At 53.6% G+C, this 16,611-nt stretch carries 10 protein-coding genes; 2 read left to right on the plus strand and 8 right to left on the minus strand.

Going from position 1 to position 16,611, the window contains the following annotated elements; translation table 11 throughout:
- Positions 1-46 precede the first annotated feature (46 nt).
- Positions 47-2,290 carry a GTP diphosphokinase gene (relA, locus tag IEV89_RS10745; protein ID WP_188473400.1) on the minus strand — a complete coding sequence of 748 codons (2,244 nt, stop codon included), beginning with the start codon at positions 2,288-2,290 and terminating at the stop codon, positions 47-49.
- Between the two features lie 238 nt (positions 2,291-2,528).
- On the opposite strand from relA, the gene barA reads away from it, so the two are divergent.
- A complete protein-coding gene (gene barA, locus IEV89_RS10750) occupies positions 2,529-5,282 on the plus strand; it encodes a two-component sensor histidine kinase BarA (protein ID WP_188473401.1) in 2,754 nt (917 codons plus the stop codon).
- A 143-nt stretch (positions 5,283-5,425) separates the two neighbouring features.
- Here barA and IEV89_RS10755 read toward each other — a convergent pair whose 3' ends face one another.
- The 4 genes from IEV89_RS10755 to garL form a co-directional block, all read right to left on the minus strand.
- Complete coding sequence (locus IEV89_RS10755; protein ID WP_188473402.1) at positions 5,426-6,787, minus strand: amino acid deaminase; 1,362 nt, start codon at positions 6,785-6,787, stop codon at positions 5,426-5,428.
- 151 nt (positions 6,788-6,938) lie between these two features.
- A complete protein-coding gene (locus tag IEV89_RS10760; RefSeq protein ID WP_188473404.1) occupies positions 6,939-8,078 on the minus strand; it encodes a glycerate kinase in 1,140 nt (379 codons plus the stop codon).
- A 95-nt stretch (positions 8,079-8,173) separates the two neighbouring features.
- A complete protein-coding gene (garR, locus tag IEV89_RS10765; RefSeq protein WP_188473406.1) occupies positions 8,174-9,184 on the minus strand; it encodes a 2-hydroxy-3-oxopropionate reductase in 1,011 nt (336 codons plus the stop codon).
- Positions 9,078-9,848 (minus strand): 2-dehydro-3-deoxyglucarate aldolase, encoded by a 771-nt coding sequence (gene garL, locus IEV89_RS10770; protein WP_188473408.1) that lies wholly within the window; start codon positions 9,846-9,848, stop codon positions 9,078-9,080. Before garL ends, garR begins: the two co-directional genes overlap by 107 nt.
- Before the next feature lie 389 nt (positions 9,849-10,237).
- Here garL and garD point away from each other — a divergent pair, with 389 nt between their 5' ends.
- Positions 10,238-11,803, plus strand: a complete 1,566-nt coding sequence (gene garD / locus IEV89_RS10775) for a galactarate dehydratase (protein WP_188473410.1) — start codon at positions 10,238-10,240, stop codon at positions 11,801-11,803.
- Between the two features lie 663 nt (positions 11,804-12,466).
- On the opposite strand, the gene gudD is transcribed toward garD, so the two are convergent.
- Genes gudD through IEV89_RS10790 form a run of 3 tightly spaced genes read right to left on the minus strand, consistent with a single transcriptional unit; the run spans position 12,467 to position 16,556 of the window.
- On the minus strand, positions 12,467-13,804 hold the full coding sequence (gene gudD / locus IEV89_RS10780; protein ID WP_188473412.1) for a glucarate dehydratase: 1,338 nt from the start codon (positions 13,802-13,804) through the stop codon (positions 12,467-12,469).
- Positions 13,805-13,842: 38 nt separating this feature from the next.
- On the minus strand, positions 13,843-15,189 hold the full coding sequence (locus IEV89_RS10785) for an enolase C-terminal domain-like protein (RefSeq protein WP_188473414.1): 1,347 nt from the start codon (positions 15,187-15,189) through the stop codon (positions 13,843-13,845).
- Entirely contained in the window at positions 15,186-16,556 is a 1,371-nt protein-coding gene (locus tag IEV89_RS10790) for an MFS transporter (protein WP_188473416.1), read from the minus strand. Before IEV89_RS10790 ends, IEV89_RS10785 begins: the two co-directional genes overlap by 4 nt.
- Positions 16,557-16,611 lie beyond the last annotated feature (55 nt).

Below are 16,611 nucleotides of genomic sequence, written 5' to 3' on the forward strand. Positions count from 1 at the left end.
AGAAAAAAGAAAGGCCCGACTGGCGGGCCTTGCAGGCTGAAAATACTTAGCTGCCATGCAGACGCTTAGCGTCTATCACATCCGGTAACTGGTTGAGTTTAGCAATCACACGCCCAAGCACCTGCGGGTTGTAGATCTCGATATCCATATCGATGGTCGCCAGTTGCTGTTTAGTGTCGCTGCGGCTGGCAACACCCAGGACATTAACCTTCTCGTTGGCCAGAATAGTGGTAATGTCGCGCAACAACCCACTGCGATCGTTGGCCACCACGCGCACCACCAGAGAATAGCCGCTGGAGTAGCTCTCGCCCCACACCGCATCCACCACACGCTCCGGCGCATTAAGGCGCAAGTCTTCCAGTTGGTCACAGTCGGCGCGGTGAATCGAAATGCCGCGCCCTTGCGTGATATAACCGACTATCTCATCACCTGGAATCGGCTGGCAACAGCGCGCAATGTGGTGCATCAGATTGCCGACGCCCTCGACAACCACGCGGCCATTGTCTTTGCCGCTGTTACGCTGCGGTACCGGCGTGGTTTTTTGCGTCAACTGGCGCAGCGCTTCTTTGTCCAGCTCCTCCGCACTCGGTTTTTTCAACTGAGATTGCAGGAAGTTGACCATCTGATTGATACGGATATCGCCATTGCCAATGGCAGCCAGCACTTCGTCCAACGAATTGACGTTGTAGCGTGGTAGCAGCAGCTTCTCAGCATCTTTGATACTGATTTCCAGGCGATCTAACTCGTCGTCCAGGATCTGCTTACCGGCAATAATGTTTTTGTCGCGATCCTGTTTACGGAACCAGTTGTGGATCTTCGAGCGTCCACGGCTGGTCGTGACATAACCGAGGTTCGGGTTCAGCCAGTCGCGGCTCGGGTTCGGGTGCTTCTGGGTGATAATATCGATCTGATCACCCATACGCAGTTGGTAGGTAAATGGCACAATGCGCCCGCCGATTTTTGCACCGATACAACGGTGTCCGACATCGCTGTGAATGTGGTAGGCAAAATCAAGCGGCGTTGAGCCCATCGGTAGGTCGATCACATCGCCTTTCGGCGTAAACACGTAAACGCGGTCGTCGAAGACTTGGCTGCGCACTTCGTCGAGCATCTCGCCCGAATCGGCCATCTCTTCCTGCCAGGCAATCAGCTTACGCAGCCACGCAATACGCCCTTCGTAGCCACCACTGCGACCACCGACGACTGCGGTACCTTCTTTATATTTCCAGTGCGCCGCTACGCCGAGTTCGGCGTCTTCATGCATCTGGCGGGTACGGATTTGGACTTCCAGCGTTTTACCGTGTGGCCCGAGCACCACGGTGTGGATGGATTGATAACCATTAGGTTTCGGGTTAGCGACGTAGTCGTCAAATTCGTCGGGCAGATGGCGGAAATGGGTATGCACAATCCCCAGCGCCGCGTAACAATCCTGAAGACGCTCGACCACGATACGCACCGCGCGTACATCGAACAGTTCATCAAATGACAACGATTTTTTCTGCATCTTGCGCCAGATGCTGTAGATATGTTTTGGTCGCCCATAGACATCCACTTTGATGCCCTGTTCATCCATCGCACCGCGCACGGTGGAGACAAAATCATCAATATATTGCTCACGATCGATACGCCGTTCATGCAGCAGTTTGGCAATATGTTTATATTCATCAGGATGCAGATAGCGGAAACAGAAATCTTCGAGCTCCCACTTCAGTTGGCCGATCCCCAGCCGGTTAGCCAGCGGCGCATAGATATTGCTACACTCTTTAGCGGCCAGAACTCGCTCTTCTTCCGGCGCATCTTTCACTTCGCGCAAATGGGCAATACGTTCAGCGAGTTTGAGCACCACGCAGCGGAAATCTTCCACCATTGCCAGCAACATGCGGCGCACGTTGTCGACCTGCTCGGAGGCCATCGAATCATTTTGCGTGGCTTTCAGTTGGCGGATGGCATCCATGTCGCGTACCCCATGGACCAGATCGGTGATGCTTTTACCGAACTGCTGCGTGAGGGTGTCTTCGTCGATGATGCCAACATCCACCAGCGGAAACAGCAGCGCAGCACGCATGCTGTCGTTGTCCATACTAAGGGTAGAGAGAATCTCGACCATCTCCAATCCACGCCACAAAAGCAACGAGGCATCAGGATGGCCCTGAGTCTGTTGTTCGCAGTAGCGCCAGGTTTCGGCTAAACGCTCACATGATTGCGTGCTGGAGAGGCCTAAACTGGTGATCCAGTCGTCGAGCGCAAACTCGCCTGCCGTGTTCAAATGTGCACTTCTTACCGCAACCATACCCTCTCCCTACAATTCTGCTGCCAGTTTGGCGGCAGACGGGTTGATAAACAAAATCTTCGCGTGCGAAGGGCATTATCTTGCCCATTCACTCTCAACGTGGCAACACCTTCTGATTTTCTGCTGTTTACCGTGTCGTCATGCGGCAATACAGAAGATAGAATCAGGCTATTATTGTCGATTGCACGCTGGTTCATTAAGCTTACGTCAGCCACTGATTCTCCCACATTGGAACCCCATGACCAAATATAGCCTGCGCGCACGGATGATGATCTTAATTTTGGCACCCACATTAATGATTGGTCTGCTGCTCAGCACCTTCTTTGTGGTGCACCGCTATAACGAGCTGCAAAAACAGTTAATCGATGCTGGTTCCAGTATTATTGAGCCACTCGCGGTTGCCAGCGAGTACGGCATGACCTTCCGGGAACGCGACCCTGTTAGACAGCTGATCAACCGTCTGCACCGCAATCACTCGAAAATTGTCCGGGCAATCAGCGTTTTTGACAGTGATAACAAACTGTTTGTAACCTCAAACTCGCTGAGCGAAAGCGTGATATTACAAGTGCCTTCGCTCAATAACATTCCCAAAGAGCTCACCCAAAACCGCGTCGGCGACTCACTGATCCTGCGCACGCCTATTTTGGCCGAAAATCATACCGCATCTGACGATGACGCTTCCGACACCACCCCACCGCGCAATCTGGGATACATCGCGATTGAACTAGACCTCAGTTCGGTGCGTTTACAGCAATATCAAGAAGCCTTTGTCTCGACCATGCTAATGTTGCTTTGTCTGGGAATCGCCACCTTGTTTGCCTACCGCCTCATGCGTGACGTGACAGTCCCGATACGCAACATGGTCAATACCGTAGACCGCATCCGACGTGGCCAGCTCGATAGCCGCGTGGAAGGCAACATGCTCGGCGAACTGAGCATGTTGAAAAATGGTATCAACTCTATGGCAATGTCGCTGACGGCTTATCATGAAGAGGTGCAACAGAATATCGATCAGGCCACCTCTGATTTGCGTGAAACCCTCGAACAGATGGAGATTCAGAACGTCGAGCTAGATTTAGCCAAAAAACGTGCACAGGAAGCTGCGCGTATCAAATCTGAATTCCTCGCCAACATGTCCCACGAATTACGCACACCGCTCAATGGCGTGATTGGCTTCACCCGCCAGACGCTGAAAACACCGCTGTCACCTATGCAGGCTGACTATCTGCAAACCATTGAGCGTTCGGCTAATAACTTGCTGACAATTATTAATGACGTCCTCGACTTCTCAAAATTGGAAGCCGGTAAGTTGATCCTTGAACATATTCCGTTCTCATTGCGTGAAATGCTCGACGAAGTGGTGACGCTGTTGGTACACACGGCGCATGATAAAGGGCTGGAGCTGACGCTCTCCGTACACAACAACGTGCCGGAAAGCGTGCTAGGCGATCCGATGCGTCTGCAGCAAGTGGTGACTAATTTACTAGGAAATGCCATCAAGTTCACCGAAAAGGGCAACATTGATATCAATGTGGAATTGCGCTCGCAGAACAATTTGCAAGTCGAATTAGAAGTGCAAATTCATGACACAGGTATCGGCATTTCGGAACGTCAGCAGTCGCAGCTTTTCCAGGCATTCCGACAGGCAGATGCCAGTATTTCACGTCGTCACGGCGGTACCGGACTTGGCCTGGTGATCACCCAGCGGCTGGTCAAGGAGATGGGCGGCGATATCAGCTTCTACAGCCAGATCAACCGGGGCTCCACGTTTTGGTTCCACATTACTCTCGAGTTAAACGACAACCGCCATATTACGCCGGTTTCCATGTCCTGCCTCGAAGGTAAACGCATGGCCTATGTGGAATCTAACCCGGCGGCGGCCAAGGCCACGCTGGAGATCCTGCAATCCACACCGCTTGATGTCGTCCACCGCACGACCATACAGGCACTGCCCGACTCACACTACGACCTGATGCTGTGCAGTATTCCTGTCAAACTCAATCACCGCTGGTCAGACTATGATGCACAGTTGCAAAAAGTCCTGACCATGACGGATCGTCTGCTGCTGGCGCTGCCGAGTGAATTCCAGGTGGATGCTGAAACACTCAAAACACGCGGCGTACAAGCCTGTCTCATAAAACCTATCTCTCGCCTGCGTCTGCTACCGCTGCTGCTAGATGAAGGGCCCTCTACCGTGGTGTTAAATACCACAGTTCCCAAGGCCTCACGCCTGCCACTGACCGCCATGGCGGTGGATGATAACCCGGCTAACCTGAAGCTGATTGGTACGTTATTAGAGGAGTTGGTGGAAAATACCCTGCTTTGTCACAGTGGCGAAGAGGCCATCGATATAGCGCGTAAAAACGATCTCGATATCATTCTGATGGATATTCAGATGCCAGACATCGACGGTATCCGCGCCAGCGAAATCATTCATCAGTTGCCGCATCATAGCAAAACCCCCATTGTGGCAGTGACTGCCCATTCCCTGAGCGGTGAGCGGGAACAACTGCTGAAAGTCGGGATGGATGACTATCTGGCAAAACCGATCGACGAAAGCATGCTCAAACGGGTGTTGGCACGCCATTACTCACATCACACACCCCAGGAGTCCCCACTGAATCAGGTGGCAAACCACCTGCCTGCTAGCACGCTGGACTGGCAACTTGCGCTGCGTCAGTCAGCCAACAAAGAGTTGCTGGCACGCGATTTGTTGCAAATGCTGGTGGATTTTCTGCCGCAGGTTAGTGAACGCGTCAACACAGTGGTACGGGGAGAGGACGATCCTGACATTCTTTCGCTCATCCACAAACTGCACGGCAGTTGTAGCTATAGCGGTGTACCTCGCCTGAAGCAGCTCTGTTTTTACATTGAGCAGCAGCTGCGCAACAACGTCCCGGTTGACGAGCTGGAACCCGAGTGGCTTGAATTACTGGATGAAATCGAGAATGTGACCCGTGCAGCTCAGTTGCATCTGCAAACCCAGGTTTAAACCGGGTAAGGTTTGTCTGGAATCCCACTGACGGAAAGTATTTTCACGCTTAATCAACACTGATCGTATGAAATCATGCATGGGCCGCATGACATAGAGATAGAATCATTGGGCCAATTTTTTATCTGGCCCGAGTTGACCGTTCAGAACCAAGTGGTCACTGCGCCGGTCACGTCCCACTGCTCGTTTACCCGTAATAGCTGCCGCCATTTATCAAAGGTCAGGCACGGATGTGAAATATCAAATAGCAGCATATCGCCCACCTGAATATCCGCCTGTGGTGGCAGCGACATAAAAGCGTGCTGGTCCATCATTTTGACGATTGCCCACGTTTTTGGCGCAGTAACCACCGTGGTATAGCCTGCCGAACGGGCAGTTGCGGGGCGGAAATGCCCGGCCACAACCGGGAAGCCTGCGTCACCTCCGGCATCACGTTTTCCCAGACCAATAATCGCCCGGCCAGGTTCGGGTAAAGACTGTACATAAGCCCAGACTTGCAAGGCGGGTTGCAGGCTACTGTTCATTTCCCGCGCAACAGGATTATGCGTCTGAATACGTTGATTGGCTTTTTCATACACTCCTGCATCGTGCGTCAGGTAACATCCGGAACGCAATATGACCTCAAGTACGACGTGTTGTGCAGCATCGAGGTGTTGGTTTTCGCGGCTGAACTCTTCGGCCACCACGTCGTACCACGCCGACCCCGCCCCGGTCAGAATCACCTCCGGCTCAGCAAACAGCCCAGCCAGCGCCAACGCTTCAGTCCGACGCATAACGTGTTGCAAGAAGGCGCGAATCGGCGCTTCTTCGTCAATCACGCCTTCATAGATCTCCACGCCAACCAGCGAAATCGACTGTGGCCAGCGTTGTACTGCATCAAGTACCTGCTGTTCCTGTTCTGCATTACGTACACCGGTTCGCCCGCCGGTTACGCCATATTCGAGCAAAACGCGCAGTTTTTGCCCGCACCCAGCGAAGAATTCGCCCAGCGCATCAACGTTAGCAGCGGAATCTACGATACACGTGAAATTGAATTCACTATCGCGTGAGAGCAGTCCGGCAATCAACGACATATTGGCTTTACCGACCAGTTGATTCGCCATAATCACCCGACGCACACCGTGTTGGAACGCCACATTAACCTGCGGTGCAGTGGCCAGCGTAATGCCCCAGGCACCGTAATCCAGTTGTAACTGATAAAGCTCTGGGCTCATGGTGGTTTTGCCATGAGGTGCCAGCTTGAGATCATAGCGGCCGATAAACTCGCGCATCCACGACAAGTTATGTTCAATACGCTCTTCCAGCAAAACGGCGACCGGCAGACTGACCTCTTCACGCAGAATGTTCCAGCCTTGCTCACCGATATCCGCCATGCAGGCTTCGGCAGGCAGCACTCCGAGGCCTTTGGTCTGGGTATTTACCGGCTGGGATGAAAAATCATACAACGAGGATAAATCATAAAGTTCAGAAAAATCATAAGGCTCAGAGAAATCAGGCTCAGACATGGTGGCTCTCCATTTAGATAGGGTTGCACGATCAATATCCCAAACCTAGCGCAGCACACCAGTAAGGGTAAAGAGACAGATCACAAATAAAAAACCGACACAGATTTTCATCGGATGCCGGTTTTGTCCGTACCAAAAAATCACACTACGCCTACAATTTTTGCGCCAGCCTGATCGTGGCCGCGATGTTACGCGCCGTCTTGCGTAAATTTTCTGCTGCATTCTCCAGCGCCTCATCCAGCGTGCATATGCTGTATAGCACGCTAAAAACGGCGTCCAGACCGTGATCAAACACCACGTCGACATCTTTGGTCAGGCTGCCACCGATAGCAATCACCGGTTTGTTGTAGCGTTTAGCCACCCGCGCCACGCCGATGGGCACCTTACCATTAATGCTCTGGCTGTCGATGCGCCCTTCGCCGGTGATCACCAGTGTGGCATCTTTCACCAGTGCGTCCAGGCCGAGGGCTTCGGTGACAATCTCAATGCCCCGGCGCAACTCTGCCCCACAAAATGCATGCAGCGCTGCCCCCATGCCACCGGCCGCGCCGCTGCCGGGGATGGTATCCACATCAATAAGCAAATCACGGCGGATCACCTGAGCATAATGGTTGAGATAGCCGTCAAGCTGCTCGATCATCTCTGGTGTGGCTCCTTTCTGCGGGCCGAAGACTGCCGAAGCGCCTTCTTTACCGGTCAGCGGGTTGGTCACATCGCAGGCCACTTCAAAACGACAGGCTTTGATGCGGGGATCCAACCCACTGACATCAATACTCGCCAGCTTTGCCAGTTCTCCGCCACCGTAGCCAATATCCTGGCCCTCTTTCGTCAGCAGTTTTGCACCGAGCGCCTGCACCATGCCGGATCCTCCATCATTGGTGGCGCTACCACCAATGCCGATAATGCAGTGTTTCACGCCGCAATCCAGCGCGGCGCGGATCAATTCACCGGTACCGAAAGAGGTCGTTTTCAGTGGATTACGTTTAGCACAGGGAACGCTTTCAAGCCCACTGGCTGCCGCCATTTCGATGAACGCAACGTTCTCATCCCCCGACAATCCAAAGAATGCCTCGAGGGGTTCCCCGAGTGGGCCGGTAACGTTCGCCTTCACCACACGGCCACCGGTTGCCGCTACCATGGCTTCAACCGTACCTTCCCCCCCGTCAGCGACGGGCAGTTTGACGTACTGTGCATCAGGAAATATTTCACGAAATCCACTTTCAATGGCTTTTGCCACGTCCAAAGCAGACAAACTTTCTTTGTATGAATCCGGTGCGATCACTATTTTCATCAATTGCACGCGCCGCTGTGGAAAAGCGTCCTGTGGGTTTATTCATTGAGTCATACAGGATAACGGCGCGTTATCTGCGCCGTTATCCGTCATGACTATCGGGTAACTTCAACCTTCGCTAAGCTTTCATAATAGCGTGCAATCGCGCTATGGTCAGATTGCCCATGCCCATCCGCCTTCAGCGCTTGCATCATTTCCATCACCAGAGAGGTCAGTGGCAATTGCGCGCCCACGCTGTGAGACGTGTCCAATGCATTGGCTAAGTCTTTAATATGCAGGTCAATACGGAAACCCGGTTTGAAATTACGATCCATCACCATCGGCGCTTTAGCGTCTAAAACGGTGCTGCCCGCCAGCCCACCGCGAATGGCTTGAAAAACCAAATTAGGATCAACACCGGCCTTGGTGGCCAGCACCAGCGCTTCTGACATTGCCGCAATGTTAAGCGCCACAATGACCTGATTCGCCAGTTTGGTGACGTTACCCGCCCCGATATCACCGGTATGAACTACGGAACCGGCCATCGTTTTCATCAATTCATAGCATTTCTCGAATACCGCTTTGTCGCCGCCTACCATCACGGACAATGTCGCGTCGATGGCTTTGGGTTCTCCGCCGGAGACGGGTGCATCGAGCATCGCAACTTGTTTCTCCGCCAGTGCCAGGCTGATTTCGCGGCTCGCCAGCGGTGCGATAGAACTCATATCAATAACAATGGTGCCCGCACGCGCACCTTCAATAATCCCATTCTCGCCCAGCACCACCTGTTTCACCTGCGGTGAATTGGGCAGCATGGTAATGATGACATCACTCTGTTCGGCCACCGCTTTCGGCGTTTCAGCCCGACTGGCCCCGGCATCAACCAACTCCTGCATGGCTGTCTGATTATTGTCCAGCACCACCAGTTGATAACCGGCCTTCAGCAGGTTTTTACTCATGGGTTTACCCATGATACCTAAACCAATAAATCCAATTTTCATGCTGCTAACCTCGTTTTGTTTATTTGGTGAAACGATCGCACAGCGCCTGCGTTCCGGCGCGGTAAATACCCAAATCACTGCCAACGGCGACAAAGGTCGCACCCCATTCGAGATAACGACGAGCATCGGCTTCAACCGGCGCCAGAATTCCGCTGGCTTTACCCTGTGCTTTGGCTCGGGCAAAAATGTGGCGGATAGCTTCCTGCACCTGCGGATGCCCGGACTGACCGAGATGTCCCAACGCAGCGGCCAGATCGCTTGGACCGACGAAGATGCCATCCACGCCCTCAACGGCCGCAATAGCATCAAGGTTGTCGAGCCCTGCCTGGCTTTCTATCTGTAACATCACGGTAATATTGTCGTTAATCTGGGTGAAATAATCCGGCACGGTGCCAAACATGTTGCTGCGATGCGACACCGACACACCACGGATCCCGGCGGGCGGATAGCGGGTGGCAGCAACGGCCAGTTCAGCCTGTTGCTGTGTTTCCACAAATGGGATCAAGAAGTTGTAGAAGCCGATATCCAGCAGGCGTTTAATCACGACGGGCTCATTACACGGTGGGCGGACCACGGGCGCACTTCTGCTGCCCTTCAGCGCCATCAGTTGCGGAACAAAGGTCGTGATGTCATTGGGCGCATGCTCCCCATCCAGTAACACCCAATCAAACCCCGCCAAGCCCAGCACTTCGGTCGCATAAGCGCTGCCGATGGCGGCCCAGCAGCCAATCAGGGTTTTACCTTGTAATAAGTTCTGACGGAAACGGTTTGGAATCAGTTGATCACTCATAGTTACCTCGGTACCTCGGATGTATAAAGGGAGCGGATTTAACCGACGGCGGCAAACAGCACACCCTCATTCACGCCCACTGAGATGGTAAAACAGTATAAAAATATGCCCCTCAAATGGCATTGGGCATAAGCCCAATATTCTGTGCGCAGAAAAAGCTTTTTCGTGGCGTTTACCCATCGATATGAGAGAGGAATCACAAATCATTCGTGGCGGTTTATCCGTACCAAACAGACCGTGATAAATGTCACAAAGCCTGTGTCAACCGCCCCAATCAAGATGCGTAAAGACGAGAGAAACTAGTCATATGCCCGATGAACGCGATCACGCGATCGACGTAGAATAGACAGATTAATGTGCAGCAATACTATTCCTCTGCGGAGACAGTTATGTCACGTCCAAAAGAACAAGCCACTGAAGCGCTATTTATTAAAGTTCATGCCAGCGACAACGTCGCGATTATTGTGAATGACAACGGATTAGCGGCAGGAACCCGGTTCGCATGCGGCCTTGAATTAATAGAGCACATCCCGCAAGGCCACAAAGTGGCACTGATGCCGATAGCCAAAGGCGGCGATATCATTCGTTATGGCGAAGTCATCGGCTATGCTCTGCGAGATATCGCCCGCGGCAGTTGGATCGACGAGTCTCTGGTGGAGCTTCCGGTCGCACCGCCACTCGACACATTACCACTCGCTACCCGCGTGCCTGCAGCGCTACCGCCGCTCGAAGGCTATACCTTTGAGGGTTACCGCAACGCAGACGGCAGCGTTGGCACCAAGAATTTGCTAGCCATCACCACCAGCGTGCAGTGCGTGGCTGGCGTGGTTGATCACGTGGTCAAAATTGTTGAACGTGACCTGCTGTCGCACTATCCCAATGTCGATGGCGTGGTCGGTCTGAACCACCTCTACGGCTGCGGTGTAGCCATCAACGCGCCAGCGGCAATAGTGCCCATCCGAACTATTCACAATCTGGCGCTCAATCCAAATTTCGGCGGTGAAGTGATGGTCGTTGGCCTCGGTTGTGAAAAGCTGCAGCCCGAACGCCTGCTGGAAGGCACGCCGGATGTTCAATCTATTTCGCTCGACGACGTGCGCATTGTGCGCTTGCAAGACGAACAGCACGTTGGCTTTCAGTCGATGGTCGACGATATCCTGAACGTGGCCCGCCATCATCTTGAGCGACTTAACCGTCGACAGCGGGAAACCTGTCCGGTGTCAGATTTAGTGGTCGGTACTCAGTGTGGTGGCAGCGATGCTTTCTCCGGTGTCACCGCTAACCCAGCGGTGGGTTATGCGTCCGATCTGCTGGTGCGCTGCGGCGCCACGGTAATGTTCTCGGAAGTGACTGAAGTCCGCGATGCCATTCATCTGCTCACACCGCGTGCGGCCGATGAAAGCATCGGCAAGCGCCTGCTCGAAGAGATGACGTGGTACGACAACTATCTGTCATTGGGGCAGACCGACCGTAGCGCCAACCCTTCGCCAGGCAATAAGAAAGGCGGGCTGGCCAACGTGGTAGAAAAAGCGCTCGGATCTATTGCGAAATCCGGCACCAGCGCGATTGTTGAAGTGCTCTCCCCCGGCCAGCGTCCGACCCAAAAAGGGCTAATTTATGCCGCCACACCGGCCAGTGATTTTGTCTGCGGCACCCAACAGCTGGCCTCAGGCATCACGATTCAGGTTTTCACTACCGGACGCGGCACACCTTATGGTCTGGTAGCCGTGCCGGTGATAAAAATGGCAACGCGCACCGCACTGGCAAACCGCTGGTTTGATTTGATGGACATCAATGCCGGCACTATCGCTACCGGTGACGCCACCATCGAGGATGTCGGCTGGGAACTGTTCCACCTCATTCTGGACATCGCCAGCGGCCGCAAGAAAACCTGGTCAGATCAATGGGGGATTCATAATGCCCTGGCGGTGTTCAATCCGGCACCGGTCACTTAATCGGGTGGCGGCCCGAATTCCGCTTTTAAATTCAACTTCAAGACCTTGGGCTGCCGCCCAAACCCGCGTTAAGGCCCGCAGTCGCTCGGGCCTTAACAATCCGAGCTTTTTTAACTGCGCGCTATCGCTGAATCGGGATGGCCGTGTTTCAGGTATTTCTGTTACAGCCGCAAAATGTCATCGCTCCGCGATTCCCGGCTGCGGGTTTGAGCCAACGGTAAAGACGTTGTCTCGCCACCGACTTGCCGGTGACATTTTTGAACGCGGCCGAAGCTTCTTTAAATTCAAAACCTAAAATTCAAAACCGAATTCAAAAACCTGCTCTATGTTTTGTCTTTTAAAAAAGTCCGGGCCGCATTCAAAAATGACGCCGAACAAGAGGTGCAAAACCGCGCGGCTTTTTGCGCGGGTTGAAACCCGCAGTGAGGGGCCCGCCTAAGCGGCGGCATTTTGCGGCTATCACTTTGGTACCTGAAACACGGCCATTGTGACCAGCGTAGCTGCTGATGTTCCATGGAAAAGCCCGGGAGTCCAGAGGGCGGCGGCGACTGGCCGCCCTCTGGTCGGTGTGGGCCGATGCCCACGGTTTTGAAGTTGAAGTTGAAGTTGAAGTTGAAATTGAAGCTAAAGTTTTGCCCAGCTTTTCCAAAAGCTCAAAAGCGGTTAGCGAACAAGACACGGTTTCTTTGGATCAAACTTCCAGTCCGGAATCAGGAATTGCATACCCATTGCATCATCCCGCGCCCCCAATCCCATGTTCTTGTACAACGCGTGGGCCTTCATTACCTGGTCCATATCCAGTTCGACGCCAAGGCCCGGTCTTTCAGGAACTTTGACCTTACCGCCCTTAATCTGCAACGGCTCTTGGGTCAGGCGCTGATTTCCCTCCTGCCAGATCCAGTGAGTGTCAATCGCGGTGATTTTGCCCGGTGCAGCCGCGGCGACATGAGTAAACATCGCCAGTGAAATGTCGAAGTGGTTGTTGGAATGAGAACCCCAGGTCAGACCCCATTCGTGGCACATCTGTGCAACGCGAACGGATCCCTGCATGGTCCAGAAATGGGGATCCGCCAGCGGGATATCTACGGATTTCAACTGGATGGTGTGGCCCATCTGCCGCCAGTCGGTCGCAATCATATTAGTGGCAGTCGGCATACCGGTAGCCTGACGGAATTCAGCCATCACTTCGCGACCGGAAAAGCCCTGCTCTGCACCACAAGGATCCTCCGCATAGGCCAGCACACCGCGCAGCTGTTTGCCCAGGCCGATGGCTTCGTTGAGTGACCATGCGCCGTTCGGATCCAGCGTAATGCGTGCCTGTGGGAAGCGTTTCGAAAGTGCCGTAACCGCTTCAGCCTCTTCGCTACCCCGCAGTACGCCGCCTTTCAGTTTAAAATCGTTGAAACCATACTTTTCGTAGGAAGCTTCGGCCAACCGCACAATGCTGTCGGCGTCCAGCGCTGTTTCATGGCGCAGGCGGTACCAGTCGCAACGCTCGCTGGACTGATTCTGGTACGGCAAATCCGTTTTATTGCGGTCGCCGATGTAGAACAGATAACCGAGCATTTCGACTTCGTCGCGCTGCTGGCCGTCGCCGAGCAGAGAAGCCACACTGACATGAAGGTACTGCCCGAGCAGGTCCAGCATTGCCGCTTCAATGGCGGTCACAACATGAATGGTAGTGCGCAGGTCAAAGGTCTGTAACCCGCGCCCAGCGGCGTCGCGATCGGCAAACTGGTCACGCACGGCGCTCATGATATTTTTGTATTCACCCAGCGTTTTACCCACCACCAGAGGTTGTGCGTCCTCCAGCGTATGGCGGATTTTCTCGCCGCCCGGCACTTCTCCGACGCCGGTGTTACCGCTGTTATCGGTGAGGATCAGGATATTGCGGGTGAAGTAAGGCGCGTGCGCCCCGCTGAGATTAAGCAGCATACTGTCGTGACCGGCAACCGGGATCACCTGCATGGAGACAATTTTGGGGGTAGAAGAGGTGGTCATATTATGTCCTTATCAAAAGCCGTAGAGAGTGGTAAACGTCAGCGTCCAAGCGCCGGGCGTTTGCGATCAAAAGTCCAGCCGGGGATCAGGTATTGCATCGCGGCAGCATCATTGCGCGAGCCGCCGGGCAGTTTTTGGTATAACTCGTGCGCCTGATGGATCCTATCCATGTCGATTTCGACACCCAGCCCCGGTTTTTCAGGCACTTTGATTTTACCGTTAACAATCTGCAAGGGTTCTTTGGTCAAGCGTTGATTGCCCTCTTGCCAGATCCAGTGCGTATCGATCGCTGTCGGTTTACCCGGTGCCGCAGCACCAACGTGAGTGAACATCGCCAGCGAAATATCAAAGTGGTTATTGGAGTGACAACCCCAGGTCAGGCCCCAGTCGTCACAAAGTTGTGCGACACGGACCGCACCATGCATGGTCCAGAAATGCGGATCGGCCAGCGGAATATCCACCGCCTGCAACATCACCGCGTGCTGCATTTCGCGCCAGTTAGTGGCGATCATATTAGTGGCGACTGGCAAACCGGTCGCGCGGCGGAACTCGGCCATGACTTCGCGTCCGGAGAATCCCTGTTCAGCACCGCACGGATCCTCCGCATAGCTGAGGATCCCTTGCATGTTTTTGCAGAGGCCGATAGCTTCATCCAGCAGCCATGCCCCGTTGGGATCGACCGTAATACGCGCCTCGGGGAAGCGTTTAGCCAGTTCGCATACTGCCTCAATCTCTTTTTCGCCCGGCAGTACTCCGCCTTTCAATTTGAAGTCTTTAAAACCGTAGCGATCCTGTGCCGCTTCAGCTAACTGGACAATGGCGTCGCTGCTCATCGCTTCCTGATGGCGCAGGCGATACCAGTCGTGTCCTCGTTGTTGAGTGCCGTCGAGATAAGGCAAATCAGTTTTTTGCCGATCACCGATGTAAAACAGATAACCGAGGACCGTCACTTCATCGCGCTGTTTACCCGGCCCGAGCAGCTCGCATACCGGTACGCCGAGGAACTGACCCAGCAGGTCAAGCAGTGCAGCTTCCAGCGCCGCTACAGCATTTACACGCAGTTCGAAAGTCCAGGCACCTTTGCCAAATGAGTCAAAATCAGAGGACTGATTACCGGTATGAATCTGATGCACAAGCCGGTTCATACGCGCCACTTCCTGGCCTTTAACCTGCGGGATAGCCTCGCACAGTGTGTTGTAAATCACCTCACCGCCCGGTGCCTCACCAACGCCGGTATGTCCGGCGCTGTCTTTCAGAATCACGATATTACGGGTGAAATACGCGCCGTGCGCACCACCAATGTTCATCAGCATACTGTCGTGGCCAGCGACAGGGATCACCTGCATGTCGGTAATAATTGGAGAGTGTTGTGTGTTTATCTTCATTTTCTTCCTGATGCCTCAGGGCTGACGAAAGGACGCAGTTGAATACGCTCGATTTTACCCACAATAAATAGATAGCTGACCACCGCCAGCAAGGCGTGGATACCGACATAAACCAGCGCGCCGTTGAAAGAACCGGTCGTGCCGATGATGTAACCGATGGCAATAGGCGTGATGATGCCGGAAATGTTACCGAACATATTGAACAAGCCACCGCTCAGGCCACTGATCTCTTTTGGCGCGGTATCTGCCATGACTGCCCAACCCAGCGCACCCAAGCCCTTGCCGAAGAAAGCGAAAGCCATAACGCCGACCACCATCCATTCGCTGTCCACGTAGTTGCAGGCCACCATCGAAATGGAAAGCAGCATACCGATAACAATTGGCGCTTTACGGGCAAACGTCAGATTGTTGGTTCTGCGCATCAAGTAATCGGAAATAACACCGCCGAGTATGCCGCCGAGAAAACCGCAAATCGCCGGAACCGACGCCACCATACCCGCTTTGAGGATCGACATACCACGCGCCTGCACCAGATACACCGGGAACCACGTGATAAAGAAATAGGTGATGGCGTTAATGCAGTACTGCCCGAGATACACACCAATCATCATGCGTGATTTCAATAACTGCTTAACCTGGAAAAACTTTTCGCCTTTGGTGCTGATTTTTTTAGTGCTTTTCTGATCCATATTGATCAGTGCACCACCGGCTTCCATATAGTCGAGTTCAGCCTGATTCACACCCGGATGATCTTTCGGATCATGGATCACTTTCAGCCAGACAAAGCTGAGGATGATCCCAAGTCCGCCCATAAAGAAGAACACGTGCGACCAACCGACAGCCTGCGTCAGCCAGCCCATGATTGGTGCGAAGATCACCGTCGCGAAGTACTGGGCTGAGTTAAAAATTGATACCGCGGTTCCACGCTCTTGCGCCGGGAACCAAGCCGCAACGATTCGGCTGTTGCCAGGGAACGACGGTGCTTCAGCCAGCCCTACCAAAAAGCGCAGGGCAAACAACGACACCACAATGCCAAAGCCGCTGAAGACATCCACAAAGCCCTGTAACAGCGTGAACAGCGACCAGATGAAGATGCTGTAGAAATAGACTCTCTTCGAACCGAACTTATCCAGCAGCCAGCCACCGGGAATTTGCCCAATGACGTAGGCCCACGAAAAAGCCGAGAAGATATAGCCCAAACCGACTGAATCAAGGCCGATATCTTTGGACATCGCGGAACCGACAATCGACAGCGTCGCGCGGTCGCCGTAGTTGAAGGAGGTGACGATAAATAACATCACCACTATCCAGTAGCGGGCGTTAGTTCTTTTATGTGTGACGCTCGCCGCTGTGCTTAATGTATCCATGGTGTTCTCCAGAATAACTCGCCAGGCAAAATTCACTCCTTCACAGAACATGTAG

This window comes from Hafnia psychrotolerans, assembly GCF_014639435.1.
Classification (GTDB): domain Bacteria; phylum Pseudomonadota; class Gammaproteobacteria; order Enterobacterales; family Enterobacteriaceae; genus Ewingella; species Ewingella psychrotolerans.

Bases quoted from the DNA above. Each gene is read 5' to 3' on its own strand.
- relA (WP_188473400.1), bottom strand. From the start codon at position 2,290: ATGGTTGCGGTAAGAAGTGCACATTTGAACACGGCAGGCGAGTTTGCG.
- barA (WP_188473401.1), top strand. From the start codon at position 2,529: ATGACCAAATATAGCCTGCGCGCACGGATGATGATCTTAATTTTGGCA.
- IEV89_RS10755 (WP_188473402.1), bottom strand. From the start codon at position 6,787: ATGTCTGAGCCTGATTTCTCTGAGCCTTATGATTTTTCTGAACTTTAT.
- IEV89_RS10760 (WP_188473404.1), bottom strand. From the start codon at position 8,078: ATGAAAATAGTGATCGCACCGGATTCATACAAAGAAAGTTTGTCTGCT.
- garR (WP_188473406.1), bottom strand. From the start codon at position 9,184: ATGCTCGTCGTTATCTCGAATGGGGTGCGACCTTTGTCGCCGTTGGCA.
- garL (WP_188473408.1), bottom strand. From the start codon at position 9,848: ATGAGTGATCAACTGATTCCAAACCGTTTCCGTCAGAACTTATTACAA.
- garD (WP_188473410.1), top strand. From the start codon at position 10,238: ATGTCACGTCCAAAAGAACAAGCCACTGAAGCGCTATTTATTAAAGTT.
- gudD (WP_188473412.1), bottom strand. From the start codon at position 13,804: ATGACCACCTCTTCTACCCCCAAAATTGTCTCCATGCAGGTGATCCCG.
- IEV89_RS10785 (WP_188473414.1), bottom strand. From the start codon at position 15,189: ATGAAGATAAACACACAACACTCTCCAATTATTACCGACATGCAGGTG.
- IEV89_RS10790 (WP_188473416.1), bottom strand. From the start codon at position 16,556: ATGGATACATTAAGCACAGCGGCGAGCGTCACACATAAAAGAACTAAC.